Annotated in this window: 25 protein-coding genes; 13 read left to right on the top strand and 12 right to left on the bottom strand. The window is 63.1% G+C overall.

Going from position 1 to position 25,399, the window contains the following annotated elements:
- Positions 1 to 34: 34 nt before the first annotated feature.
- The 5 genes from QQK18_RS12365 to QQK18_RS12385 form a co-directional block, all read right to left on the bottom strand.
- On the bottom strand, positions 35 to 442 hold the full coding sequence (locus QQK18_RS12365; protein WP_284340645.1) for a type II toxin-antitoxin system VapC family toxin: 408 nt from the start codon (positions 440 to 442) through the stop codon (positions 35 to 37).
- Complete coding sequence (locus QQK18_RS12370; RefSeq protein WP_284340646.1) at positions 439 to 669, bottom strand: AbrB/MazE/SpoVT family DNA-binding domain-containing protein; 231 nt, start codon at positions 667 to 669, stop codon at positions 439 to 441. The genes QQK18_RS12365 and QQK18_RS12370 overlap by 4 nt, the downstream gene beginning before the upstream one ends.
- 61 nt (positions 670 to 730) lie before the next feature.
- Positions 731 to 2,272 carry a tryptophan halogenase family protein gene (locus QQK18_RS12375; RefSeq protein WP_284340647.1) on the bottom strand — a complete coding sequence of 514 codons (1,542 nt, stop codon included), beginning with the start codon at positions 2,270 to 2,272 and terminating at the stop codon, positions 731 to 733.
- Between the two features lie 93 nt (positions 2,273 to 2,365).
- The gene (locus QQK18_RS12380) at positions 2,366 to 2,650 is read right to left on the bottom strand and encodes a HigA family addiction module antitoxin (protein WP_284340648.1); all 285 of its coding nucleotides are present in this window, start codon (positions 2,648 to 2,650) and stop codon (positions 2,366 to 2,368) included.
- A gap of 101 nt (positions 2,651 to 2,751) precedes the next feature.
- The gene (locus QQK18_RS12385) at positions 2,752 to 4,212 is read right to left on the bottom strand and encodes an alpha-glucosidase/alpha-galactosidase (protein ID WP_284340649.1); all 1,461 of its coding nucleotides are present in this window, start codon (positions 4,210 to 4,212) and stop codon (positions 2,752 to 2,754) included.
- Between the two features lie 234 nt (positions 4,213 to 4,446).
- Between QQK18_RS12385 and QQK18_RS12390 the strand changes: the two genes are divergently transcribed.
- The 4 genes from QQK18_RS12390 (at position 4,447) to QQK18_RS12405 (ending at position 7,259) form a co-directional block, all read left to right on the top strand.
- Positions 4,447 to 5,319, top strand: coding sequence for a helix-turn-helix domain-containing protein (locus QQK18_RS12390; RefSeq protein ID WP_284340650.1), 873 nt, complete (start codon positions 4,447 to 4,449; stop codon positions 5,317 to 5,319).
- Between the two features lie 164 nt (positions 5,320 to 5,483).
- Positions 5,484 to 6,515: an aldo/keto reductase gene (locus tag QQK18_RS12395; protein WP_284340651.1), complete on the top strand. Its 1,032-nt coding sequence runs from the start codon at positions 5,484 to 5,486 to the stop codon at positions 6,513 to 6,515.
- A gap of 70 nt (positions 6,516 to 6,585) precedes the next feature.
- On the top strand, positions 6,586 to 6,831 hold the full coding sequence (locus QQK18_RS12400) for a type II toxin-antitoxin system VapB family antitoxin (protein ID WP_284340652.1): 246 nt from the start codon (positions 6,586 to 6,588) through the stop codon (positions 6,829 to 6,831).
- Complete coding sequence (locus QQK18_RS12405) at positions 6,831 to 7,259, top strand: type II toxin-antitoxin system VapC family toxin (protein WP_284340653.1); 429 nt, start codon at positions 6,831 to 6,833, stop codon at positions 7,257 to 7,259. The genes QQK18_RS12400 and QQK18_RS12405 overlap by 1 nt, the downstream gene beginning before the upstream one ends.
- A gap of 14 nt (positions 7,260 to 7,273) precedes the next feature.
- Here the strand turns inward: QQK18_RS12405 and QQK18_RS12410 are convergent, their stop codons facing one another.
- From QQK18_RS12410 to QQK18_RS12440, 7 genes are all read right to left on the bottom strand, one after another.
- Entirely contained in the window at positions 7,274 to 8,197 is a 924-nt protein-coding gene (locus QQK18_RS12410) for an ABC transporter ATP-binding protein (protein ID WP_284340654.1), read from the bottom strand.
- Positions 8,194 to 9,228 (bottom strand): ABC transporter ATP-binding protein, encoded by a 1,035-nt coding sequence (locus tag QQK18_RS12415; RefSeq protein ID WP_284340655.1) that lies wholly within the window; start codon positions 9,226 to 9,228, stop codon positions 8,194 to 8,196. The genes QQK18_RS12410 and QQK18_RS12415 overlap by 4 nt, the downstream gene beginning before the upstream one ends.
- Before the next feature lie 88 nt (positions 9,229 to 9,316).
- Complete coding sequence (locus QQK18_RS12420; protein WP_284340656.1) at positions 9,317 to 10,174, bottom strand: ABC transporter permease; 858 nt, start codon at positions 10,172 to 10,174, stop codon at positions 9,317 to 9,319.
- A 6-nt stretch (positions 10,175 to 10,180) separates the two neighbouring features.
- Positions 10,181 to 11,185 carry an ABC transporter permease gene (locus QQK18_RS12425; RefSeq protein WP_284340657.1) on the bottom strand — a complete coding sequence of 335 codons (1,005 nt, stop codon included), beginning with the start codon at positions 11,183 to 11,185 and terminating at the stop codon, positions 10,181 to 10,183.
- A 74-nt stretch (positions 11,186 to 11,259) separates the two neighbouring features.
- A complete protein-coding gene (locus tag QQK18_RS12430) occupies positions 11,260 to 13,131 on the bottom strand; it encodes an ABC transporter substrate-binding protein (RefSeq protein WP_379994530.1) in 1,872 nt (623 codons plus the stop codon).
- Between the two features lie 249 nt (positions 13,132 to 13,380).
- Positions 13,381 to 14,892, bottom strand: coding sequence for an arabinosylfuranosidase ArfA (gene arfA / locus QQK18_RS12435; protein ID WP_284340659.1), 1,512 nt, complete (start codon positions 14,890 to 14,892; stop codon positions 13,381 to 13,383).
- Between the two features lie 119 nt (positions 14,893 to 15,011).
- Positions 15,012 to 15,941, bottom strand: coding sequence for an ArsR/SmtB family transcription factor (locus QQK18_RS12440; protein ID WP_284340660.1), 930 nt, complete (start codon positions 15,939 to 15,941; stop codon positions 15,012 to 15,014).
- Between the two features lie 224 nt (positions 15,942 to 16,165).
- On the opposite strand from QQK18_RS12440, the gene QQK18_RS12445 reads away from it, so the two are divergent.
- From QQK18_RS12445 to QQK18_RS12485, 9 genes are all read left to right on the top strand, one after another.
- Positions 16,166 to 17,260 carry a LacI family DNA-binding transcriptional regulator gene (locus tag QQK18_RS12445; protein ID WP_284340661.1) on the top strand — a complete coding sequence of 365 codons (1,095 nt, stop codon included), beginning with the start codon at positions 16,166 to 16,168 and terminating at the stop codon, positions 17,258 to 17,260.
- Positions 17,261 to 17,289: 29 nt separating this feature from the next.
- Positions 17,290 to 18,567: an ABC transporter substrate-binding protein gene (locus tag QQK18_RS12450; protein ID WP_284340662.1), complete on the top strand. Its 1,278-nt coding sequence runs from the start codon at positions 17,290 to 17,292 to the stop codon at positions 18,565 to 18,567.
- Positions 18,568 to 18,640: 73 nt separating this feature from the next.
- On the top strand, positions 18,641 to 19,486 hold the full coding sequence (locus QQK18_RS12455; protein ID WP_284340663.1) for a carbohydrate ABC transporter permease: 846 nt from the start codon (positions 18,641 to 18,643) through the stop codon (positions 19,484 to 19,486).
- The gene (locus QQK18_RS12460) at positions 19,483 to 20,331 is read left to right on the top strand and encodes a carbohydrate ABC transporter permease (protein ID WP_284340664.1); all 849 of its coding nucleotides are present in this window, start codon (positions 19,483 to 19,485) and stop codon (positions 20,329 to 20,331) included. Before QQK18_RS12455 ends, QQK18_RS12460 begins: the two co-directional genes overlap by 4 nt.
- 11 nt (positions 20,332 to 20,342) lie before the next feature.
- Complete coding sequence (locus QQK18_RS12465; RefSeq protein ID WP_284340665.1) at positions 20,343 to 21,383, top strand: ABC transporter ATP-binding protein; 1,041 nt, start codon at positions 20,343 to 20,345, stop codon at positions 21,381 to 21,383.
- Between the two features lie 17 nt (positions 21,384 to 21,400).
- Positions 21,401 to 22,672 carry an MGH1-like glycoside hydrolase domain-containing protein gene (locus QQK18_RS12470; RefSeq protein WP_284340666.1) on the top strand — a complete coding sequence of 424 codons (1,272 nt, stop codon included), beginning with the start codon at positions 21,401 to 21,403 and terminating at the stop codon, positions 22,670 to 22,672.
- Positions 22,669 to 23,346 (top strand): SGNH/GDSL hydrolase family protein, encoded by a 678-nt coding sequence (locus QQK18_RS12475; protein WP_284340667.1) that lies wholly within the window; start codon positions 22,669 to 22,671, stop codon positions 23,344 to 23,346. The genes QQK18_RS12470 and QQK18_RS12475 overlap by 4 nt, the downstream gene beginning before the upstream one ends.
- Positions 23,336 to 24,106 (top strand): SDR family NAD(P)-dependent oxidoreductase, encoded by a 771-nt coding sequence (locus QQK18_RS12480; protein ID WP_284340668.1) that lies wholly within the window; start codon positions 23,336 to 23,338, stop codon positions 24,104 to 24,106. The genes QQK18_RS12475 and QQK18_RS12480 overlap by 11 nt, the downstream gene beginning before the upstream one ends.
- An 11-nt stretch (positions 24,107 to 24,117) precedes the next feature.
- Positions 24,118 to 25,395 carry an MGH1-like glycoside hydrolase domain-containing protein gene (locus tag QQK18_RS12485; RefSeq protein WP_284340669.1) on the top strand — a complete coding sequence of 426 codons (1,278 nt, stop codon included), beginning with the start codon at positions 24,118 to 24,120 and terminating at the stop codon, positions 25,393 to 25,395.
- Positions 25,396 to 25,399: the final 4 nt, after the last annotated feature.

The following is a 25,399-nucleotide window of genomic DNA, read 5'->3' on the forward strand; positions in this document are numbered from 1 at the left end:
GCAAGGCCCCGGTGCGAAAGCGCCGGGGCTGCTTTCATTCCGTGCCGGGAGCGATCAGCTCAAGAGTGGGGTAGTAGGTTTTGTAGCGGCGCACGTCTCGAGTCAGCAACGGTGCTCCAGCTACGGCGGCGTGAGCGCCAATGAAGAAGTCGGGCAGGATGCTCTCGCGTTTTCCTCCAGCCGATCGATAGCGCCCGAAAACCCGCCCCGCCAGAAACAGTGCTGGTTTGGGGATATTGGAGAAACGCAGGCCAATCCCCTCAAGCACGGACTCCAGCTCTTCGATTTGGCTGTAGCGCACTGAAAGTTCGGCAAACGCAATTTCGTTGATAGCCGCTGGCCCGGCGGCAAGCACATCCTCAAGCGCTGCCAGCGACCATTCCGCCCAAACAGGATCGCGCGTGACCAGATCGAGGACGACATTGCTGTCGACAAGAATCATTCGTCGCCGCGCGTGAGAGCCATGATTTCATCCGTGGAAAGGCCAGGACCGGCGTGGCCAAGATATTTGCGCAGCCTGCTCTCCAGCCTCTTTCCGTCAGCCGGCACCACCAGAATGCCTGCCGCCGTGCTTTTGAACTCCACCATGTTACCTGGTCGCATGCCATAGCGGTCACGCATGCTTTTGGGGATCGTCACCTGTCCTTTGACCGTCATTCTCGTGCCCATTGACGCGCTCCGGTAATACCACTCCCACGAAGGTATTACTTATGTCCTCCGATTTCAACGCTCACCCCATTTCTCGTACGATTCTGAGGAATTCGGCGTGGCCAAGCGCTTGGTTCGCGGCCGAACGGTATTCGCGCACGAGCCCGTCGACCGTTTCCTGCGCGAAGCGCTTGAGCTTCGGGTCGCGTGCCATCTCGGCCCGCGCCGTTTCCCGGTCGAGCAGGCCCAGCCCGTTGAGCACGGGATAGTAGAGCTGCGTCTCGATATGCGGCAGGCCTTCGAGATAGTCCGGAAAATGCTCGCGCCGCGGCATCTCCTTTTGCCAGCGGGCGAGCCGTTCCTTGGTTTCCGGGTGTATGCGGTGCGCCCGCACCTCACGCCAGAACGGCGTGTCGTCGCGTTCGGTCATGTAGTGCGTGTTGACGAAGGTGCGGAAATCGTCGACCTGCCGGCCAACGCGCCGGTTGTAGTCGGCCCGGTCGGCCTCCGTCATCTCCCCCGGGGCCTTGAGGAAGCGGCGGGCGAACAGCATCATCTGCACGATGGTACCGTGGATGGAGGTCGATTCCAGCGGCTCGAGGAAGCTCGAGCTGAGGCCTACCGCCAGGCAGTTGTGCATCCAGGGCGTCTCCAGCCGGCCGATCGAGAAACGAATGTCGCTCCGCACCTCGATCTCGCGGCCCAGCACGCCCTCGATCTCGCGTTTGGCGTCCTCGGGCGTGCGGAACTCGTCCGAATAGACATAGCCGCAGCCATAGCGGGTCTGCGTCGGGATCATCCACATCCAGCCCGCCTCCTGCGCCCAGGCGCGGGTATAGTTGGCGATCTCCTCGCCCTCCTCGATCGGCAGCCAAAAGGGCAGGGCTCTATTGACCGGCAGCTCATGCGCATAGGAGATCCACGGCGCCGCCAGCTCCTTGACGATGATCTGCTTGCGAAAGCCGGTCGCATCAATAAAGAAATCCGCCTCGAGCTTCTGCCCATCGTCGAGCACCAGCGCAGTGATGTCACCGTTGACCCGGTCGCGCTCGACGCCCGAAACCAGCGCATCGACGATCTCGACGTCCTTCGATTTGCTGGCAAAGAACTTGCCGACCAGCGCCTGGTCGAAATGGAAAGCATGGTGGAAAGGCCCGAGCGCGATCAGCGAACCATCGGCCTTGCGGGCATAGGGCGCCTTGTGCTGCTCGAGCAGCGGCTGGAAGAGGTGCATCTCCTGCACCGGCCGGCCGGCGGCAACGCAGTAGACATTGAGATAGTCCGAAGGCGCGCCCGGCGGCGGCGCGACCACCTGGTGCGGATCATCGATCGGTCCATAGTAGGTGTAGCCCTTCCTCCGCCAGTCCTGGTGGCGGATGCCGAGCTTGAAGCTCGCCTCGGTCTTGCGGAAGAATTCGAACTCGTCGATGCCGAAATATTTGAGCAGCACCCGGAACGCCGCCGTGGTCGCCTCTCCGACGCCGACCGTCGGCACCTTGGAAGATTCGACGACGGTCACCTTGGCGTCGAGCTTCTTGCGCCGCGCGCTGTCCTGAATGATGAAGGCGGCGATCCACCCCGCCGTTCCACCGCCGACGATGACGAAATGTGCCGGTTTTCCCATGGCTTATCCTCTTCCCTGAGAACAAGCTACCACTTTGCAACTTGTCGGCAAGAAGCGCCCCGGGCGAACGCGGACATTCTTCAGAACCCGGAATCAAGCCGCACGAGGCCGAACCGTCTCGGCGATTCCAGGACCGATGGTGTCGCGCGCCATCTCCAGGTCATAAGTCGCTTGCATCCCCATCCAGAATTCGGCGCTGGTGCCGAAATATCGTGCCAGGCGCAGCGCTGTATCGGGGGTGATCGCCCGCTTTCCGTGGACGATCTCGCTGATACGGATCTGAGGCACCCGCAGGGCGTTGGCCAGTGCGGCTGACGCACCATCCTGAGATGCATCGCCAGCCGCAAGGTGTGTGAACGGAGTGGGAAAAGCATGCAAACCGCGCTTCCGTGCTTGGCCGTTGCGTGCACGGCTAGCAGCACCTCCCCTTGCTCGATCCCGGATGGGAGGAGAAAGGAAAAGGTACGGCGACTGAATGACTACGAGGCCTTCCGCGCTGCGGCCACCTCACGCAACTCCTCGACACTACGCACGCGCTTCCTGGCCGCACCTTCCCAATCGCGGGTCTTGACCGTCGACCTGGCGATCCGCTCCTTTGCGGCGGGGATGGCATCGGCATACTGCGGCAACCATTTGGCCTGGGCAACGACCATCTCGTCGACCATCGCCCACACTTCCTCGGGCGTGCAGATAGCCCCGACCAGCGGGTCGTGCAGCACGGCGAGCTTCAGCATGTCGATGTCACCGGTAACCGCCGCTTCGACGCTCATGCGCTGCACCGAGACCGAAGCCGAGCAGGTCGCAGCGCACGCGATGGGCAACTCGATGCCTTCCACCATATTGATGCCGAAGCGGTCAACGAACCCGGGACTCTCGATGATCGCGTCGTCCGGCAGGTTGCGGATGATGCCGTTGTTGGGCACGTTGAAATGCCCGCGATAGACCCGGCCGGTCTCGATGGCCTCGATGATCCAAGAGGCGTGCTCGCTGGTGCGTTTGTGCTCGGCAAGCGACTTGCCCGCATCGTCGAGGAATTTCGGGAAGTCAGTCTCGAACCAATTGCGCTGCTCGGTAGTGTGGCGCAGATATCCGCCGGTCTCGCCATGGATCCAGTCGCTGAGGTCGATCCAGCGGTCGAGTTCTTCCGGACGTTTGCGGTACCAGGGCAGGTACTCGGAGAGGTGCCCATTGGACTCGGTCGAGTAGTAGCCGAAGCGCTTCAGCACATCGATGCGCACCTTCTCCTGGCGCGAATAGACAGGGTGCGCTTCGAAGCCGGCAATGAGCTCGTCCTTGCCGACCTCGCGACCCTTGGCCTTGATGTCGATGTACCATGTCTGGTGGTTGATGCCGCTGCAGACGTAGTCGAGCTCGGAAAGCTCGATGCCCAGCACCTTGGCGATCTGCTCGGCCCCGTGCTGCACCCCGTGGCAAAGGCCAATGGTCTCGACGCCGCCAAACTTGTTGGCGGCCCAGGTGTTCATGGCCATGGGGTTTGCGTAGTTGAGGAAGCGGGCCCCGGGCTCGGCGACTTCGCGGATGTCCTTGCAGAAGTCGAGGATCACCGGGATGTTGCGCTGTCCATAGAGGATGCCGCCGGCACAAATGGTGTCGCCCACGCACTGATCGACGCCATATTTGAGCGGAATGTTGATATCGGTGGCGAAGGCCTCGACGCCGCCGACCCGTACGCAGCTCATGATGTAGCGCGCGCCCGAGATCGCGGCGCGCCGGTCGGTGGTGGCGCTGACCTTGGCCGGCAGGTTGTTGACCGAAACGATCTTCTCGATGATCTGGCGGATCATGTCGAGGTTGTGCTGGTTGATGTCGGTGAGCGCGACCTCGATGTCGGCGAACTCGGGCACTTTCAACAGGTCCGACACCAACCTTTTGGTGAAGCCGACCGATCCGGCCCCGATGATGGCGATCTTGAACGACATGGGGTGATATCCTCCTCGAGAGATCCTTGCCGCTCCTGTCTCCTACTCACCGGGTCATTCCGGCGAAAAGCGGGAACCTTTGTTTTAGCTGACCCGGACCACCCGGAAACGGAGGTCCCCGCTTTCGCGGGGATGACCTTTTGTAGGTGACGCATGGAGCGGACTCGTTGCGATTTTTCTATCCTTGGCACCCCACGACGTGTAGAGAAACCTTATGCCAAGACGGGTAATTTTGTGCTCAAGGATCTGATCGCCTACGGCCACAGGGTGCGCGTATTCAGTCTGCCCCGCGCGCCGGTGCCACTCCACGCCATGGCCATCAGCGCCGGCTACGAGCAGCGCGTCAACGAGGTCTATTCCTGGGATGGGCTGCAGCGGGGAGATGCGCCCTTCCTCGTCGTACAGCACACGCTCGCCGGACGCGGACGGCTCGACTTCGCCGGCACCGCCCACGTTCTGACCCCCGGCAAGACCATGCTCCTCAGCCTGCCGCACGCCCACCGCTACTGGCTCGAGCGGGGACAGAGCTGGGAATATTTCTGGATGGTGCTCAACGGCCGCGAGGCGCTGCGCCTCGCCCGCGAGGCAATCGACGTCGCCGGTCCCGTGCTGACGCCCTCCGGGGCGGTCGTCGACAGGCTGGCGGCCGCCTGCCTCACGCTCATCAAGCGACCCGATATCGAGCCGGGCGAAGTCTCGACGGCCGCCTATGCCGCGCTGGCGGCGCTCTATGATGCGACCTTTTCGGGTCCGCGCGTTCCCCGCGCGGAGCTGCCAGCGCCCATCGGGCGCGCCATGGCTTACATCGAGGAGAACCTCGCCCGCTCGATCAACGTCGAACGCATAGCGGGCGTGGCGCAAATGAGCCGGGCTCATTTCGTGCGCCAGTTCACAGCCGTCGCGGGTACAGCGCCATCGACCTTTCTCTTTGAACGTCGCATCGAGCGCGTCGAGCGCCTGCTGTTGGCAACCGACATGAGCGTGACCGCGATCGCTGCCGCCACCGGCTTTGCCAACGCCAACTACCTCGCCAAGGCCTTCCGTCGCGTCCACGGCCTCGCGCCGCTCGAATACCGCATAGAGGCCCGGAACGCCGTCGGCGCCTGAACGATGCTTGCCCGTCACCCTCGTTTGTGCTTGTATGGTAGCGCGCTTTTTCGCGCCCCGTCTTCCACCAGCGCAACCCGATAAATCATCATGTTCCAAGCTGTGCCGAGCCCTTCGGCAACGGTTTTTGGGGTATGCGCTCGTCAATCGCAGGGAGAAAATCCATGGAATACCGCAGACTTGGCAACAGCGGCGCGGTCGTTACCGCCTACTGCCTCGGCACCATGACATTCGGCAACGAAGCCGACGAGGAGACCTCCTTCCAGATCATGGACGACTACGCCGCCGCCGGCGGCAATTTCCTCGATACCGCCAATGTCTACTCGGCCGGCATCTCCGAGGAGATCGTTGGGCGCTGGCTCAAGGCCCGGCCGACCGAGGTCAGTCAGATGATCGTTGCCACCAAAGGCCGCTTTCCGATGGGAGAGGGGCCCAACGATCTCGGCCTTTCCCGCCGCAACCTCACTCATGCGCTCGACGCCTCCCTGAAGCGCCTGGGGATCGAGCAGATCGATCTCTACCAGATGCATGGCTACGACGCGCTGACCCCGCTCGAGGAGACCATGCGTTTTCTCGACGACAGCGTCGCCAACGGCAAGATCGCCTATTACGGCTTTTCCAATTTCCTCGGCTGGCACGTGACCAAGGCTGCCTGGATCGCCAGGAGCCAGGGCTATTGCCTGCCCGTCACCCTGCAGCCGCAATACAACCTCCTCGTGCGCGACATCGAGCATGAGGTCGTGCCTGCCTGCCAGGACGTCGGCATGGGGCTACTGCCGTGGTCGCCGCTCGCCGGTGGATGGCTCTCGGGCAAGTACCAGCGCGACGTCATGCCGACCGGTGCCACCCGCCTCGGCGAGAACCCCGAGCGCGGCATGGAGGCCTGGAAGGCGCGAAACGCCAACGAGCGCACCTGGGCCGTCATTGACGCCGTGCGCGAGATCGCGACGGCGCGTAGCGCCTCTATGGCGCAGGTGGCTCTCGCCTGGGTCGCCTCGCAGCCGGCGGTGACCTCAGTCATCCTCGGCGCCCGCACCCGCGAGCAGCTCGCCGACAACATGGCCACCGATGCCTTGAAGCTGACGCCCGAGGAACTGACGAGGCTGAGCGACGTCAGCAAACCGCAGGTGGATGACTACCCGTACGGTACCGGCGGTATCAACCAGCGGCACAGGAAGATCGAGGGCGGACGGTAGGGCAGAAAACACCGTTCGCCTTGCGTAAATATCTCTTTTGAGATATGCTGATATCCAGCAGGAGATATCAGTGCCGCTGTTCATTCGTGATGACGAGGTCGCTACAATGGCCGAGGAGTTGGCCAAGCTGACCAAAGCACGCAGCAAGACCGAGGCCGTGCGTGACGCGCTCCGGCATGAACTGGAGCGCGCTCGCGCCACTGTGCCACTACGTGAACGTCTCGTCAGGATCCACGAGAAGGCGGCAAAGCTCGGTCTTCCGAACCGGGACTTCAATATGAAGGCTTACACCGACGAGATGTGGGGCGACTCTTGATGTTTCTCGATGCATCGGCCCTTGTCGCCGTCATCAATCGGGAACCCGGCTGGCAGGAACTCCTAAAGCATCTGTCGGATGTGCAGAAAGCATGTTTCGTGTCTCCGCTCGTGCGGTTCGAGGCCACCTTGGCTGTCGCCCGCGCCATTGCGACGTCTGGCGGTTCGGCGATCAAGCCCACGGCGGATACGCTGGCGAGCGCACGCGAACTCGTCGATGACCTGCTTGAAGAACTCGAAGCTGAAGAAGTTCCCATTTCCCCGGAAGCGGGGGACATCGCCCTTGATGCGGCGATGACCTACGGCAAGGCTGTCGGCCATCCGGCCGACCTGAACTTTGGCGATTGCTTCGCCTATGCCTGCGCGAAAGTTCACGGCGTCGGGTTGATCTACAAAGGAGACGATTTCGCGCAAACCGACCTAGGGTGAGACGTCAGCCCAAATCATGCTCCCTCGTAGACCCGCACCAGCCGTCCATCCGGCCGCTCGGCGAGGTGGCTGCTCGGCGCCGCGGCGAGCTCGCCGGCGACCCTGACCATCTCGGGATCTGTGGCAAGCTTTCCCGCACCCGCGTCTTCAGTCGAGAGCACCGAAGCCTTCAACAATCGCGAATAGGGATGTTCGGGTGCCTCGAGCACGGTGCGCGCATCGCCCATCTCCACGATCCGCCCCTTCTGCATAATGATGATGCGGTTGGAGATGTAGTAGGCCGTCGCCAGGTCGTGGGTGATGTAGATCACCGAGACCCCGAAATCATCGCGCAGCGCCTTCAACAGGTTGACGATCGACATGCGCAGCGACGCGTCGACCATCGAGACCGGCTCGTCGGCGATCAACAGCGGCGGGTTGGGAATGAGCGCCCGCGCGATGGCGCAGCGCTGCAATTGCCCTCCCGACAGTTCATGCGGATACCGCCCGTGCACTTCCGCAAGGCTGAGACCCACCTTGTGCAATGCCTCGTCCATGACCTTGTCGATCGCACTCTCATCCGAAAGATCGAGGAAACGACGGGCCGTCGAAGCGAGATAGCGGTCGATGCGCTTCAGCGGATTGAAGGCCTCGAACGGGTTCTGGAACACCGGCTGCACGTGGCTCATGAAGGCGAGCCGCTCTGCCCGGGGAGCCTTATGGCTGACCGTTTGTCCGCGGAACCTGATCTCGCCTTCGCTCGGCAGCTCTAGGCCAAGGATCATGCGGGCGAGCGTCGTCTTGCCCGAGCCGCTCTCGCCGATGATGGTGAAGATTTCGGGCCTGTCGGTCTCGAGCGTGAAGCTCGCATCCTGCACCGCTTGCACGTGTTGGCGGGACAGCAGGCCGCCCATCGAGAACGTCTTGGACACGTGGCTGACTTCGAGAAGCGTACTCATGCCATCGCCTCGCGGCTATGGGCCTGGTGGACGTGATCGAGCGGCTCGACATCCTCCCATCGCCAGCAGGCGGTGCGGTGGTCCTTGCCGACTGTCTCGAGTGGAGGCACCTCGCGCCGGCACTTGTCGACCGCGAGCGGGCAGCGCGGATGGAACCGGCACCCCTGCGGAGGATCGGCAAGGTTAGGCGGCCGCCCCTCCAGTGCCGGGCGCTGGCTGGTGTCGCCAATGCGCGGCAGGCTCGCGACGAGATGCGCTGTATAGGGATGCTTGGGCGCAAAGAACATCTCGCGCGTCGGCCCTTCTTCGACGAGCCGGCCGGCGTAGATGATGCCGACGCGGTCCGCGACGTTGGCATGGACGCTCATGTCATGGGTGACGAAGATCACCGCTGCGCCCATCTCGCGCTGGATGTCGCGGATGAGCGAGAGCACCTCCTTCTGCACCACCACGTCGAGTGCCGTCGTCGGTTCGTCGGCGATGATGAATTCCGGGTGACAGACCGTGGCGAGCCCGATGGTCACGCGCTGGCGCATGCCGCCCGAAAGCTCGTGCGGATAGGCGTTGAGCACGTTCGGCGGAAGCTTCAGCTTGGCGAGGTGTCCAACGACACGCTCGCGGAAGGCCCGGCCCGAAAGCCCGAGCGGACGCGCAGCAAAGTCCTCGAAGGTCTTGCCGATGCGCCGCACCGGATTGAGCACGCTCATCGAGCCCTGCATGATGTAGGAAAGATGCTTCCAGCGGATCGCCTCTACTTCTTCTTCGCTCGCGGTGGTGACGTCGATGGTCCTGCCGCTGAAGTCATATTCGACCGAGCCGTCGACCACGCGGAAAGGCGGCCGGATCGCGGCCGCCAACACCTTGATGAAGCTCGTCTTGCCCGATGAGCTTTCGCCCGCGATGCCGTAAACCTCGTTGCGGCGCACGGTCATGGTGATGTCGTCGACGGCGCGGACTTCCCGCTCCACGCCGAAATAGTTCATCTGGTAGTAGGCCTTAAGGCCATTGACCTTGAGAATGTCCTGGGTCATGGCGCCAGCCTCATATGCTTCGGTTCCTTCGCCTCCTTGCCCCTTCCCTCAAGGGTAAGGGGAGCAACGGCATTGAGCACAACCACCATCATGCGCCCATCCTCCGCAGCCGGCTGCGCGGATCGATGTATTCGTTCATCGAAACCGCGAGGAGGAACAGGCCGAGGAAGGTCAGGACGATCAGGATCACCGGAATGATGATCCACCACCAGACCCCGACCACCATCGCCGAATGGTTGTTGGCCCAATACAGCGCCGTGCCGACCGTCGGGATGTTGAGATTGGTAAAGCCCAGCACCGCCAGCGTGACTTGCAGTCCGATCGACCAGATCATGTTGGCCATGGCGGTCGAGAAGACGATGGGCATCACGTAGGGCAGGTGCTCTTCGAACATGATGCGGACAGGCGGCATGCCGGCGAAGACCGCGTGCCGGGTGAATTCTCGGTGCTTGAGGCCGAGCGCGACCGAACGGATGAGCCGCGCGTCGAACGGCCAGCCGAAACAGGCCATGATGAGGGCCAAGGTGAAGGTGTCCAGCCCGCTGCGCAGCACGAAATAGAAGAGGATGAGGATCGGAAATATCGGGATCGCGACGAAAATGTCGTTGACGAACATCAGTACCCTGTCGACCCAGCCACCGAGATATCCGGCGGTCAGCCCCACCGTGATCGATATGATGCGCGAAAGGATGGCGACGGTGACGCCGAAGCTCAGCGTGTTGCGAAAGGCGAAAGTGAGGTGCCAGAAGAGGTCCTGGCCGCGCGAATTCGTGCCGAACCAGTACTGCGCCGAGGGAGGCTGGTCGGGAATGGCGGTATAGATAGCCACCGGATCGACCGGCGAGATGAAGCTGAGCAGGGAGAAGATGGTGATGGCGCCCACGAGAACGACGCCAATGGCAAACTCGATATTGTAACGCAGCAGGTCGCGGAAAACGCTGAACATGTCGGGCTATTCCGCCTTTATTCTCGGGTCGAGGAGTGGGTGGATCATGTCGATGAGAAAGATGGCTGAAGCCACCGCGACAACCGCAATACAGGACACCGCCAGCACCACGGCGGAATCGCCGCCATTGACCGCGCGCACCAGCAGCGAGCCGAGCCCGGGATAGGCAAAGACCTGCTCGGTGATGACGGTGCCCGAAAAGATGCCGCCCAGAGCCATGGCAAGAGCCGTGAGCTGCGGCACCAGTGCGTTGCGGATGACGTAGGAACCTACGATCCTGTCGCGTTTGACGCCGGCAAGCTCGGCGTAGGTCACATAGTCCTCGGTGACGATGTTCGAAACGAGCGCCCGCATGCCGAGGAACCATGTCCCGAGCCCGACGATGACGAGCGAGGTCGCCGGGAGAATGGCGTGCCGCAGCACGGAAAGCACGAACTCAGGCGACCAGGACGGTCGCACGTTCATCGCAAACCCGCCCGAGATCGGCAGCACCGGCCAAAGGAAGCCGAAGATGATGACCATGAGGAAGGCGACGATGTAGTAGGGAATGGGTTGAACGCCGATGGCCACGACGCCGAACGCCTTGAGCAGGCGGGAGTTCTGGTAGTACCCGGCAAGGCCGCCCAGAATGTTGCCGACAAGCCAGGTAAAGATGGTCGAGAGCGTCAGCAGCCCCACGGTCCAGGGCAGAGCCAGCATCACCAGTTGCATCGCCGGCGTTGGAAAGGCGATCAACGACGGTCCGAGGTCGCCGACGACGAACCGGCCCAGGAAATTGAAGTACTGTTCATGAAGAGGAACGTTGAGCCCGAAGATCTCCGTCAGGGTCTCTCGGAGCGAATTGATGGCGCCGGGACTGTAGGTCGATTGTCCGGCGACGCGCCCGATGATGGTCTCGACGGGGCTGATGGGGCTGAGGTGCGAGACCAAGAACGCCGCGGAAATGCCCGCGAACACCACCGCTAGAAGTTGCAGGAACCGCTTCAGGGCGAAGATCAGATAGTCGTACATGAGCTGTTGTCGTCCTGCACCGGCTTTCGATAAAGGGGCGCCCGTTCACCCGGGCGCCCCTCCGGTTGGTCCGCCTATTGTTGTTGCGTCGGCTTGAGCTGGGTCAGGATGTATTTCGAGTTGGCCCAGTTGGTGACGATGTTGGCATAGGGGTTCTCTTCGGCGGTCGGGAACCCGGTCCAATAGCGGGTGTCGTACGCCGAGAAGACGTTGAACGACATCACCGGAATGATCGGCATTTCGTCGACCATCAGCTTCACGAATTCATGGCCGAGCTCCAGGTTGCGGGGGTCGGTGAACTCGGTCTGGCGCACCTCTTCGATGATCTCGTCCAGGCGCGGATCCTGCCAGCGCTGCCAGTTGCGCGCCGTCTGGCGCTCACCGGGTTCGGCCAGATAATCCGAGTGCCAGCTGTCGAGGAAGAAGCTGAGGTCCGGGTCGCCGCCCCAGGTCTCGATCGACCAGGCCGTCGCGGCCGCATAGTTGCCGAGCGGCAGGGACGATGCGTAGATCTGCGGGTCGGCTTCCGCCGTTACCTGGATACCCTGCTGGCTCCACTGCTGAGCAATGATTGTGCCCATGCGGTTGATCACGCCCTCGGTAAAGGTATTGAGCGTGAAGGCGAAGGGCTGCCCATCCGGGGTCATCCACTGGTTGCCTTGCTTGGTGAAGCCGGCAGCCTCCAGCAGTTCATTGGCCGCCTCGATGTCCTGCTTCCACCAGCCGTAGCCGAACGCGGTGCGGATTGCCTCTTCGTCAGTCGGCACCTCGTCGCCGAACTGCGGCCTCACCATGTCGGCAACCTGCAGACCGATGGTCGGGTCATATGGCTTGATGGTCCGCGAGCCGGTGTCGAGCTCGTAGTCGATGAGCCAGTCCTGCAGAGGGCCGTGATAGTCCCGCGGATGCGTGCCGGTCGGCGGGATGGCGATGGCCGAAAGCGTTGCCGCTCCGCGATACGATGCCATCGAGATCGCCCGTGCATCAAGCATCAGCGCGAGCGCCCAGCGGACCCTCTTGTCCTGGAACATCTCGTTCTGATGATTGAAGATGACCATCGGCAGCGTGGGATCCGGATGGGCGTACGGGAAGCCCGGGAACCAGCCACGCGACGTTTCCGACTGCTGCACGAGGCTGAACATGCCCTCGGGGGTCAGGTCGTGGATCATGTCGAGATTGCCGTTCACCATTTCGATGAGCCGGTTGTCGGTCGAGGGAATGGACCGGTAGATCACATATTGCGGTCCCGGCTCGCCCCACTGGGCAATGGCCGTCTTGTCCCAGTCCTCGCGCTTCTCCCAGATATACCAGTACCCGTTCGGATCGAACGAGTGCAGGGTGTAGGGGCCAAGGCTGACGGGCGGATTGAAGTCGAACGCCGTGACATCCTCGACCTCGGAGAAGATATGCTCCGGCATGATCCAGGCGGCGTTCCAGCGCACCGAGAACAGCGCGTGGAACCGCGAATTGGGCTGCTTGAGCGTGAAATGGACTGTGTAGTCGTCGACCGCTTCGACGCTTTCGACGTTTTCAGAGAAGGGCGCGCTCCAGACCATTCCGGGCGTCGCCATCTGCGTTTCGACGGTGAACACAACGTCGTCGGCGGTGAACTCCTCACCGTCGCTCCACAGGATGCCCTCACGCAGGCGCACCGTCATCTCTGTGAAGTCTTCATTGTATTCCCAAGGTCCGGCGGCGAGCTGATTGTAGAGCGCTCCGTCGAGACCCGCATCGGGATCGATGAACCATAGCGTGTCCAGCGCCAGCTGGTGCAGACCGTTGGACCAGGCCGCGCCGTTGCCGGCCACCCACATATTGAACATCGGCGGATTGGTCGCCGGCTGTTCCGGGTTGTTAATGATGAGCGTCTGCTCGCGCGGAAATTCAGTAATCGGCGGCGCGGCGGCTTCACCTTCCTGACCTGTGGCGATACCGCCGACGGCCATGGAAGCGAGGACTGCCGACGCCAGAAGCGCCTTCAACTTTCGCATTGTTTCCTCCCTGATCGAAATGCCTGGGACACTCCGTTCGGAGCGCCCTCCAGCACTCTGCGGACATGCTATCTATCGATGTAAGCTTGTCAACGCATATTATGATGCGAACCCGAAAACATGATATATAAACTGCACGGGCGCGCTCCATTTCGAAGCGCGCCCGTCGATCGTGCATCTCGAGAACACCCTCCGCGGGCGCCTTTACAGTTTGATGCGCACCATCTGATAAGAATAGGGGGGTAGCGAAACGGTGAGCTTGCCGCCCGCGAGTTTGGCCCCGTCGCCCTTGCGCGGCGCGACCTCCTGCTGGTTCGTGGCCGTGTTGACCGCCTTCAGGTCCGGGTGGGTCATCACCTGGTGGTCGACGACCGAGCCGTCGCCAAAGCCCTCAAGGGTCACTTCCGTATCGATGCTCGCGCTGGCGTGCCGGTTGACGAGGAAGAAGGTCAGCATGCCTTCCTCTTCGTTGTGCACGCCCGAAACGTCGACATACGGCGTCTCCGCAGCATGCGTCGTCTCGTAGCCCGGCGAACTGGTGAGGAGCTGCATTGCGGTGCCGCGGCCGTAGACCGAGGCGAAATAGTAGGGATAGTAGATGGTCTGCGCCCAGGCCGGCCCGCCCTTTTCGGTCATGATCGGCGCAATCACATTCACCAGCTGCGCGATGCAGGCGATCTTCACCACGTCCGAGCGGCGGATGAAGGTGTTGAGGATCAGCCCCACCATCAGCACGTCTTCGAAGTTGTAGATATCTTCCAGCAAACCGGGCGCGTGCGGCCAGCCATCGTTGCCGTCGAGGATTTTGCGGTCCTGCTTGTTGGAGTGGTACCAGACATTCCACTCATCGAACGAAATATAAACGTCGCGCCGCGACTTCTTCTTGGCCTTCACCTGCTTGATGGTGGCGGCCACCGTCTCGATGTAGCGGTCGAGCTTGTGGCTGAGCCCGAGATAGTTTGGCGTATCGTCTTCGCGGTTGGCGAAATACATGTGCAGGCTGATATGATCGACGTGATCATAGGTATGTTCCAGCACGATACGCTCCCAGTCGGGATAGCTGGGCATATCCGAGTTGGATGACCCGCAAACGATCAACTCGAGCGACTTGTCGAACATGCGCATGGCGCGAGCCGTGTTGGCCGCGAGCTTGCCGTATTCGTTGGCGTCTTTGTGGCCGACCTGCCAGGGACCGTCCATCTCATTGCCCAGACACCACATCTTGACGTTCCACGGCTCCTTGCGCCCGTTCTTGATGCGCAGGTCGCTCCAGTAGGAGCCGCCGGGGTGGTTCACATATTCGAGGAAGTTGCGGGCCTCGTCGACGCCGCGCGAACCGAGGTTTACCGCCAGCATCATCTCGGTACCGACGGTTGCGCACCAGTCGGCGAATTCGTGGACACCCACGGCGTTGCTCTCGGAGGTGTGCCAGGCGAGGTCGAGCCGCACCGGGCGCTCCTCGCGCGGGCCGATACCGTCTTCCCAGTTGTAGGCTGAAACGAAGTTGCCGCCCGGATAGCGCACGACCGGCACGTTCAGCGCCTGCACCAGCTCGGTCACATCCCCGCGCATCCCGTCGGCATCAGCGGTCGGGTGGTCCGGTTCATAGATGCCGGTATAGACGGCGCGGCCGAGGTGCTCGAGAAATGCCCCATAGACTCGGTCGTCGATCCTTGAGATCGTATAGTCCTTGTGGGCCTTTACGGTGGCCTTCATGCCCATCCTCCCTGTGAACCCGATATTCTGATTTGTATCAGTCTTCGCGGTTGTACATGAGGGATGCCGCCACACGCAAGAGGCCAGCGGAAAAAACGGGAGGGTGCGGGCTACCTGCGCTAGCGCGCCGTCTGCAGGCGCAGCACGATGTCCTGATCGTAATTGCCGAAGCCGCGGCCGAAAATGTTGAGGCCGCCCGGATGCTTGGCCTCGTCCTTGACCGCGATGCGCAGACGGATCGAGTGATGGTTCTCGAGATCGAGATCCTTGAGCGACACAGGCGAGATCTTGAGGCCGTCGACATAAGTGCCGTTCTCGGTCACCCGCCAGCTCTTCAGCTTGCCATACTGGCTGCCCTTGAGCTTCCACCAGGACGGGGTGTAGACGCCGCGCTTGTCGCCGAAATCGCCCGGCGAGGTCCAGGTGCCGACCTCGGTGCCGTTGACCGAGAGCGTGATGTCGGACGGCCAGTCGGCCGAGGTGCCGGGGACTTCCGAGGAGAGCTCGAGCGCCACCTCCATCGAGTCGATCCGGTTATGCGAGAGCTTGGCGTTGTTGGGAAACTGGTATTCCACATAGCCGCGGGTGAACCAGATGAGCCCCGCCTTCATGCGGTCCGGATCAAGGAACGTGTCGGGCACGTCGAGGAGGCCGATGATGCCCTCGCTCGAGCAGAGCCCGCAGGGGGCCGACACCTGGCAGCTCGTATAGAGGCCGAGGGGCATGGCCACTTCCACGCTGTTGGAATGAAGAGGCGAGATGTCCTCCTTGAACATCACCAGCACCTCGTCGAACGTCGAGTGGCAGATCTTCTGGTTGCCCTTGCGCGCCTTCTGCGTCTCGGTGCGGATGAGCCCGGCGCTTTCCAGGATCTGCAAATTGGTCGAGACCGTCGACTGCGGCAGGCCGAGCTTCTCGGCGATCTCGTTGCCGTTCATTGGCCCCTCGACATGGAGGAGCTTGAGGATCTTGATGCGGATGGCAGAGGCCAACCCCTTGAGGACCTCGATGTCCTCCTCGGGGTCGACGACCAGGAAATTGCGGCTCATGGGCGGGTAATTCTTCAGATGTGACCGATGCGGGCACAATCTGTATCAGATTTCCTGATTGAATCAACGCCGAGAGCTGGTGCCCTCAGGGACACGTTCCGCATAACGCTCTCTTGCCTCCAGCGACCTGACGCTTACCGCAAAAGCCTGCCCCGCTTCACAATCCTCCGAGCTGCAGTTGACATCGTCGCAAACGCGTGCAACGAATTTAAAGCGTTTGCAAAATGAAAAACCACGATTGCAAACGTTCCAAAACGCCGTGGGAGGCGGAGCTGGTTTCACATCGGGCCAAGACGCTCAAGGAGCTTGCCGAGCGGTTGGACGTGTCGATCACGACCGTTTCGCGCGCGCTCGCCGGCCATCAGCAGATCGCCCTGAAGACCCGCATGCGCGTTGCCGAGGCGGCAAGGGAACTGGGCTACGTGCCCAACCAGGCCGCGCGACAGCTCGTCTCCGGCCGCAGCGGGTTCGCCGGCTTCGTTATGCCCATTCGCGGGCTGAATTTCGCCGACTCCTATCTCGGAGAGTTCATCACCGGGCTCGGTGAAGGGCTTGTCGCCAACAACCTGGACCTTTTCCTTGCGACTGTTCCCCAGGGGCGCTCGGAGCTCACCGTCCTGCGGCACGTGGTGGAATCGGGGCGCGCGGACGGCATCGTCGTGCCGCGCATTGCAGAATCTGACGCACGCATCGACTACCTCACCCAGCGCGACTTTCCCTTTGTTGCTCACGGCAGGCTGCTCGATCCACGCGCCCGGCACCACTGGCTCGACAGCGACGGTGAAACCGCCTTTGCCGAGGCCTTCGAGTTGCTTTACGAGCTCGGCCACCGCCACATCGGCCTCATCACCATTTCCGACGCCATGACCTTTCGCCACCACCGCGAAACCGGTCTGCACCGAGCCATCGCCGCACGCGGCGATCCGGCCGTGCGCCTCGATGTCGAGGCTTTTCTCCGTTTCGACCGCGGGGCGAGCGTGGCGGCCATCAACCGCATGCTGCACGCGGACAAGCGCCCGACGGCCATCATCGGGCTCTTCGACGAGATCGCGCTGACGATCCTCGAGGAGGCGGCCCACGCCGGTCTCTCCATTCCGCGTGATCTCTCTGTGGTCGGTTTCGACAACATTACCGCCAGCGCCTACGCGCCGCCGGGCCTGACCACCTTCGATTCCGACAACCGGGCCTGCGCACGAGAGATCGCGCAGATGCTTGTGGACGTCATCGAAACCCGGCCGGACCAGCCGATGACCCGGTTGATCCGACCCAAACTGATCCTGCGCGCCAGCCATGGGCCCGCGCCGGATCGCGTCAACTGAACGCACGATTTTAAAAGGGAGGTAGAAACATGAAAATCCAATCAAGGCTGATGCTGGCGGGTGCGCTGGCGGCGGTGATGACAGCGGCCGGCACGGTCGGCGCGTCGGCGCAGGTGCTGTTCTGGTCGACCCAGGCCGCCCCCATTGAGGAGACCCAGGCCATGCGTGAGCAGGTGCTGGCAGGTTTTGAGGGCGGGGTGGACTTTCAGCCCCAGGAGGTCGGTCCGTTCGTGACCCGCCTCGAGGCTGAGCTCGAGGCCGGTTCGGGCTCCATCGGCGTCGTCGGCGCTTTGCACGGCGAGCTCTCGACCTATGCCGACAGCTGGGCCGACCTCTCCGATGTTGACCTCGGCGGCATCCAGGTGAGCGAGGCCTTCCTCGAACTCGGCAAGCTCGGCACCGACCAGCAGCTCTATATGCCCTGGATGCAGGCAAACTACGTGATGGCTGCCAGTAACGAGGCGCTCGAATACCTGCCCGAAGGCGCCGACATCAACGCGCTGACCTATGACCAGTTCGTTGAGTGGATGGGGGTGCTGGCGAGCGAAACCGGTTCGCCCAAGTTCGGCTTCCCGGCCGGTCCCCAGGGCTTGAAGCACCGGTTCTTCCAGGGCTTCCTGCTGCCCTCCTATACCGGGTCGACCGTGACCAAGTTCCGCTCGGCCGAAGCCGAGACCGCCTGGAACAAGTTCAAGGAGCTCTGGCAGTATACCAACCCCGCCTCGACCAACTACGCGTTCATGCAGGAGCAGCTGCTCAACGGCGACGTCTGGGTAGCCTTCGACCATGTCGCGCGGCTGGCCGATGCCTTCAACCAGCGCCCCGACGATTTCGTCGCCTTCCCGGCGCCCTCGGGTCCGGTCGGACGCGGCTTCATGCCGGTGCTGGCCGGCATTGCCGTTCCCCAGGGCGCTCCGGACATCGAGCAGTCGAAGGCTTTGGTCGCCTATATGATGCAGCCCGAGACGCAGGTCGCAACGCTCAAGGCCACCAATTTCTTCCCGGTGACCGACGCGCCGCTGCCGGAGGACCTGCCGCCTTCCGCCCGTGCCCTGGGTGAGGCGATCACCACCATGACCAGCGGCGAGGACGCCCTGCCGGCGCTCCTGCCGATCGGCCTTGGCGATCTCGGCGGGCAGTTCAACCAGGTCTATACCGACACCTTCGAGCGCGTCGTGCTGGGCAACCAGGACGTGCGGCAGGTGCTCGACGAGCAGGCCAACACGCTGCGCAGCCTGATGGAGCAGGCCGGCGCCCCCTGCTGGGCGCCCGACGAGCCTTCCGAAGGACCTTGCCCGGTCGAGTAACGCTTCCTCCCCGCCGCCCGACGCTTCGGCGCCGGGCGGCACCACGAACTGAACCCGAAAGGATAGGCAGGCCATGACGCCGCGTTTCCTGCCCTATGCGCTGCTCTTGCCGGCAACGCTCTTTCTGCTGGTCTTTTTCCTCTATCCGTTCGTCCAGATTGCCGTGCTCGCCTTTTCCGGGCCCGACGGGTTCACGCTCCAACACGTGCAGACGATGACCTCGCACTGGAAATTCGGCACCGCGCTGACCAACACTATCGTGCTCGCGCTGATCGTCGTGCCGATCCAGCTGGTCATGGCGCTCTCGATGGCCACCATCGTCACCAAGCTCAGGACCGGACGCAGCGCCATCCTCTATATCTTCACCATTCCGCTCGGCCTTTCTGACCTGGCCGCCGGCATCATCTGGCTCGCCATCTTCGAGCAGTCGGGCTTCCTCAATTCGCTGCTTTATGGCCTCGGCATCATCGAGCGGCCGATCCTTTTCCTCGGTTACCAGAACATCTGGGTGATCTTCATTGCCGTCGTCCTGGCCGAGGTCTGGCGCGCCACCGCCATCGTCATGGTGATCCTGGTTTCCGGCATGGGGCTCATTCCGAAGGAATACTACGAGGCGGCCGAGGTATTCGGCGCCAGCCCCTGGAAGCGCTTCGTCAAGATCACCCTGCCGATGCTGCGTCCGAGCCTGCAATCGGCGCTGATCCTGCGCACTCTCGCCGCCTTCGAGGTCTTCGCCGTCGTCATAGCGCTGGGTGGCACCACCCTGCCGGTGCTGATGGGCGAGACCTTCCAGTGGCAGTTCGCCCTGCAGGACCGCAATGTCGCCTCGGCCTATGCCCTGGTCATACTCGCCATATCGGTGGTTTCGACGCTGTTCTTCCTGCGTGTCCTGCGCGTTCCCAAGGAGGCACGGATATGACCGACGCAATCCTGACCGATACACCGCGTTCGGTAAGCGATGCCCAGGCAGCCGGCCGCTTTCTCATCATCGCCTCGACCGTGCTGCTCTGCGTCTGGGTGCTGGTGCCGATCTACCTGCTGGCCGTCAACACGCTCTCGTCGCCCCAGGAGGTATCTGGCTTTCCCAAGAGCGGCGTACCATCCTTCGATTTCGGGTCGGTCCAGTTCTTCGTGTCGTTCGCTGGCGTTGCGCGGGCGCTGTGGAACTCGGTGGTCGTGGCCGTGCTCACCATGGTGCTCTCCATCGGACTCGGCGCGCCGGCCGGCTATGCGCTCACCCGCTTCGACTTTCCCGGCAAGGAGGCGTTCCGCATGCTGGTGGTGATGACGCGGGCTTTCCCGCTCCCGCTGCTGGCGCTGCCTCTGGCGGTGATGTTCATCCGCGTCGGGCTCGACGACACGGCCCTCGGCCTTGCGCTGGTACACACGGTCCTCGCCATCCCCTTTGCCGTGCTCATCACCTTCTCGATCTTTTCCGGCATTCCCATAGAGCTCGAGGAAGCGGCCTGGACGCTCGGTTGCAATCGCTGGCAAGCCTTCCAGAAGGTGGTGCTGCCGCTAGTGCTGCCCGGCATCACCGCCTCGGCGGTCTTCGCCTTCACCATCTCCTGGAACGAGGTGTTCGCGGCCGCGGTCCTGACTATCGAGAACCGCACGCTGACGGCCTTTCTCGTTCAGAATCTCAACGTCTCGCCGCTGCACCTGAAATTCGCCGGCGGCGCGGCGCTCGTCATTCCGGCGCTGATCTTCATCTTCGCGGTGCGCAAGTACCTGTTTTCGATGTGGGGCATCGCCAACCGTTAGGAGGCAAGCTGATGGCTGAAATTCTCATCAAGAACGTCGCCAAGAGCTTCGGCAGCTTCAAGGCGCTGCACTCGATTGACCTCGAGATCGCCGACCAGGAATTCATGGTGCTGCTCGGCGCCTCGGGCTGCGGCAAGACCACGCTCTTACGCATCGTTGCCGGCCTCGAGACGCCGACGCAGGGCGAGGTCTGGATCGGCGGGCGGCGGGTCGACCATCTGCCGCCGCGCGAGCGCGGGATCGCCATGGTATTCCAGAACTACGCGGTCTTCCCGCATCTGACGGTCTTTGAGAACATCGCCTTTGGCCTCCGCATGAAGAAGCTACCACAGGCCGACATTGACAGGCGCGTCACCCGCACGGCCGAGCTGATGCACATCGAGCAGCTCTTGAAGCGCTATTCCGGCCAGCTCTCGGGCGGCCAGCGCCAGCGCGTTGCGGTTGCCCGTGCGCTCGCAATGGAACCGGACGTGATCCTGATGGACGAGCCGCTCTCCAACCTCGACGCGCTTCTGCGCCTCGAGATGCGCGCCGAACTCAAGGGCGTACTTGCCGCGAGCAAGACGACGACCATCTACGTGACTCACGATCAGGTCGAGGCGATGAGCCTTGCCGACCGCATTTCGGTGATGAACCAGGGCCGCATCGTACAGGCGGCGACGCCCGTCGAGGTCTATCGCAATCCGGCGGCCCGGTTCGTCGGCAGCTTCATCGGCAACCCGCCGATGAACTTCATTCCCGCAATGAAGGCGGGCGAGGGCAAATGGACCGTCGCCGGCATCACCATCGACGGGCCGCGGGCCGGTCGCGACCGGCTTGATTTCGCCATCCGTCCCGAGGATGTCGACGTCGCGCCCGGCGGGCTGAAGGCGACCGCACGGGTCGTCGAGCCACTCGGTGCCCACACCCTGGTGACGACCGATATCGAGGGGGCGATGTTCCGCGCCGTCCTCGATTCCGACATCCGCGTTTCGCCAGGAGACGAATTGAGCCTCGTGCCTAAGCCCGACCGGGTACGCTGGTTCGATCCCGAGACGACGGCCGCGGTGTGAGAACGGGAAGGTCGCAAGTGATCGTCGAGGATACCGACAGCGTCCGGCGGCGGGCCATCGACGTGCTGCGCGAGAACGACCGCGGCAGCTATACCGTGCCGACCAAAGGCCTCTATCCCTTCCAGTGGAACTGGGATTCCTGCTTTACCGCCCTCGGCCAGTCCCACTACGACCTCGACCGCGCCTGGACCGAGATCGAGACGCTCTTTGCCCACCAGTGGGACGACGGCATGGTGCCGCACATGGTGTTCCACGAAGCAGCGCCCGGTTATTTTCCGGGACCAGACGTCTGGGGCACAGAGCGGCCGACACCGACTTCCGGCATCACCCAGCTGCCGATCGCGGGTTTTGCCGTGAACCAGCTCCGACTACGCAGTGCCGGCAGCCATGAGAGCCGGGCCCGCGAACTGCTCGGCAAGGTGGATGCCTGGCACGACTGGTTCTACCGCACCCGCGATCCGCAAGGGGAGGGGCTGGTCGCCATCATCCATCCGTGGGAATCGCGCGATAACGCGATCGATTGGGACGAGGCGTTCGAGCGCGTGCCGACAGAAGGCGTAATGGCTTACGAGCGCAACGACCTCAAGCATGCCGACCCAGCCACACGGCCGACCAAGGCGCAGTACGACCGTTACCTCTGGCTGGTTCAGCACTTCCGCGGCCTCGGCTGGGATTCCGTGCGGCTTCACGACGCATCGCCTTTCCAGATCATCGATCCGGGCTTCAATGCCATCCTCATTCGCTCCTGCCTCGAAGCGGCGGAGCTTGCCGAGGCGCTAGGCGAAAGCGAAACCGCCACGCGCAATCGCACGCGCGCTCAGCACGGTCTGGCGGCGCTCGAGCGCCTGTGGAGCGAGCGGCATGGGCAATATCTCTGCCTCGACCGCGTCGCCCGCACTCTTGTCGATAGCCCCTCGATCGGCGGCCTGATCCCGCTCTTTGCCCCCATCCCGGCGGAGCGGGTCGACGCGTTGGAAAAAACGCTCGAGGAGATGGGCGAAGACGTGCGCTACCTCGTTGCCAGCCACAGCCCGCGCGACCCCCGCTTCGATCTCAAGCGCTACTGGCGCGGCCCCGTCTGGCTCGTCTGCAACTATATGCTCGCCGACGGCTTGAAGCGGGCAGGCAGGGTGAATCTCTCTCAGAGCATCGTTGCCGACAGCCTTGAACTGATCCGGCAGAGCGGCTTTGCCGAATACTATGATCCGCGCGATGGCGCGCCGCTTGGCGGCGGACGGTTCAGCTGGACGGCGGCGATGGTGCTCGAATTCCTGGAGCCGGTGTCATGACGGGTTTTGCGTCCTTCGCACGTTCGAGTGGCGCCCAGTCGCTGGCCACCTTCGGCGACAGCATCACCTTCGGCATGTCCGCGAGTACGCCCGAGCGCGCCTGGCCGAGCTTGCTGGCTGGTGAAATCGGCATCGCGCTGGTCAACAAGGGGATATCGGGCACGGTGCTGCAGAACTCCCCGGCGATCGGCGGAGAGCCGCGCCCCGACAATGGCTGGTCGCGTCACAAGGCGGACCTGCTGGGACCTGACCGCGCCGACTGCATCGCCATCCTCTACGGCTTCAACGACGCCCGCTTTGTCGGCGCGCCCGAGACCTTCAATATCGAAGGCTTCATCCGCGACTATCGCGATGTCGTCGGCAATTTGGTGAACTCCGGCTACCGGCCCGAGGCGATCTGCCTCGGCAGCCCACCGCACATCCCCGACGACGGCTTTGCAGTGGGCTCGGAAGGTTTCACCGGCCAGACCCGCGAGGGGTTCCAGACGCATGTCGAGGCGGTCAGGGAAATCGCCCGCCAGTACGGCACCTACTATGCGCCGGTCAACGAACGCATGGCCGCCGAGGGTGGGGATGAGCTTGTCAGTGACGACAAGGTCCATCCCAACGATGCAGGTCACGCCAAGATCGCGCAGATCTTTGCCGAAGCGGAAAGGCTGGCCGATGAGTTCTGAGAGCGCCGCCGTCGTCATCACCGGTGCGGCCATGGGCATCGGCCGGGCCGTGGCCGAGGCGTATGCGGCGCAGGGCCGATCTATGGTGCTCTTCGACCGTGACGCCGAAATGCTGACACAGGTGGCCGAGGCGCTTGGCCCCAGCGCTCATGCCGTTGCCGGTTCGGTGACCTCCCCAACCGACTGCGAGCATGCCGTGCTCGAGGCGATCACCCGCTTCGGCGGTGTCTCGGCAGTTTCGCATAATGCCGGAATCCAGCGCTACGGCGATGTGCTGACAACAAGCCGCGACCTCTGGGACGAGGTTATCGACGTCAACCTGACCGGCGGTTTCAATATCGCCAAGGCGGCAATGCCGGAACTGCGCCGGCATCACGGCGCCATCTGCTTTACCGCCTCGGTGCAGGGCATGGCGGCTCAGAAGGGGGCGCTCGCCTATGTGGTGGCCAAGCATGGGCTGGTCGGTCTGGTGACCGCCATGGCCATGGACGAGGCCGAACACGGCGTGCGTGTCCTTGGCGTCGCACCGGGATCGGTCGATACGCCCATGCTGCGCTGGGCGATCGAGCGCGACCCCGATCCGGCCGCGCTCTCGGCCGAGATCGACGCCATGCATCCCATCGGCCGCCGCGCGAGACCCGACGAAGTCGCCACGGTGATCGCCTTCCTCCTTTCGGAGGTCAACAGTTTCATGACCGGGGAGACGGTGCGGGTCGATGGCGGCCTTTTAGCGCGTATTCCCGGCGCCCCAAAAAAGTAGAGTGCCTTGCAATGACCACCCTCGATAAGTCCCGGACGTTCGATCTTGCCGTTGACGTTCTCAAGGAAAACGATCGCGGCAGCTACACCGTGCCGACCAAGGGGCTCTATCCCTTCCAGTGGAACTGGGACTCGTGCTTTACCGCCCTCGGGCAGAACTACTATGACGAGGATCGGGCCTGGACCGAGATCGAGACTCTCTTCGATCACCAGTGGCCGGACGGCATGGTGCCGCATATCGTCTTCCACGTCCGCGACGACGGCTATTTCCCCGGTCCCGACGTCTGGGCGACCGGGCGGCCGACGCCGACCTCCGGCATCACGCAGCCGCCGATCGCCGGGTTTGCCCTGCGCCAGATGTTTGAGCGTGCCGGGGACAAGGCGGCGGCCGAGCGGCGAGCCCGCGCGCTTCTCCCCAAGATCGACAAGTGGTTCGCTTGGTTCTACGCTAATCGCGATCCACACGGAGAAGGGCTGGTGGCGATCCTCCATCCCTGGGAGGCCGGGCGGGACAACTCTATCGATTGGGACGAGGCATTCGAGCGTGTGCCGACGCAAGGCATCACCCCTTATACCCGCCGCGATACCCAGCACGCCGATCCTTCGCACCGCCCGACCAAGGCGCAGTACGACCGCTATCTCTGGCTGGTCGAGCATTTTCGCGGGCTCGGGTGGGACAACAGCAAGCTGCACGACGCCTCGCCGTTCCAGATCGTTGACCCGGGCTTCAATGCCATCCTCATCCGCGGTTGCGCGGATCTGGCGGCGGTCGCCGAAGCGCTGGGCGAGCCGGGGATCGCCGCGGCCAACCGCGCCCGTGCCGATAGGGGACTGGTCGCACTCGAGCGCCTGTGGAGCGAGTGGCATGGGCAATATCTCTGCCTCGACCGCACGACCGGCAGACTCGTCGACAGCGCCTCGATCGGTGGGCTGCTTCCGGTCTTTGCCGCCATCCCTGCCGAGCGGGCGCGAACCATCGCCCGAACCATTGAGACGATTGCGGGCCGGGCAAAGTACCTTGTGCCGAGCCATGATCCCGCGGACACCCGGTTCGACGCCAAGCGCTATTGGCGTGGGCCGGTCTGGCTGGTGTGCAACTATCTCATCGTCGACGGCCTTTCGGCGGCCGGCGAAAAGCCCGTCGCCGACCGGATCATCGCATCGAGCCTCGAGCTGATCGAAAAGAGCGGCTTTGCCGAATACTACGACCCGATGACCGGCGAGCCTCTCGGGGGTGGGCGCTTCACCTGGACCGCAGCGATGGTGCTTGAGTTCCTTGACTGGGCATAAAAGC

The organism is Devosia nitrariae, assembly GCF_030160115.1.
Classification (GTDB): Bacteria; Pseudomonadota; Alphaproteobacteria; order Rhizobiales; family Devosiaceae; genus Devosia; species Devosia nitrariae.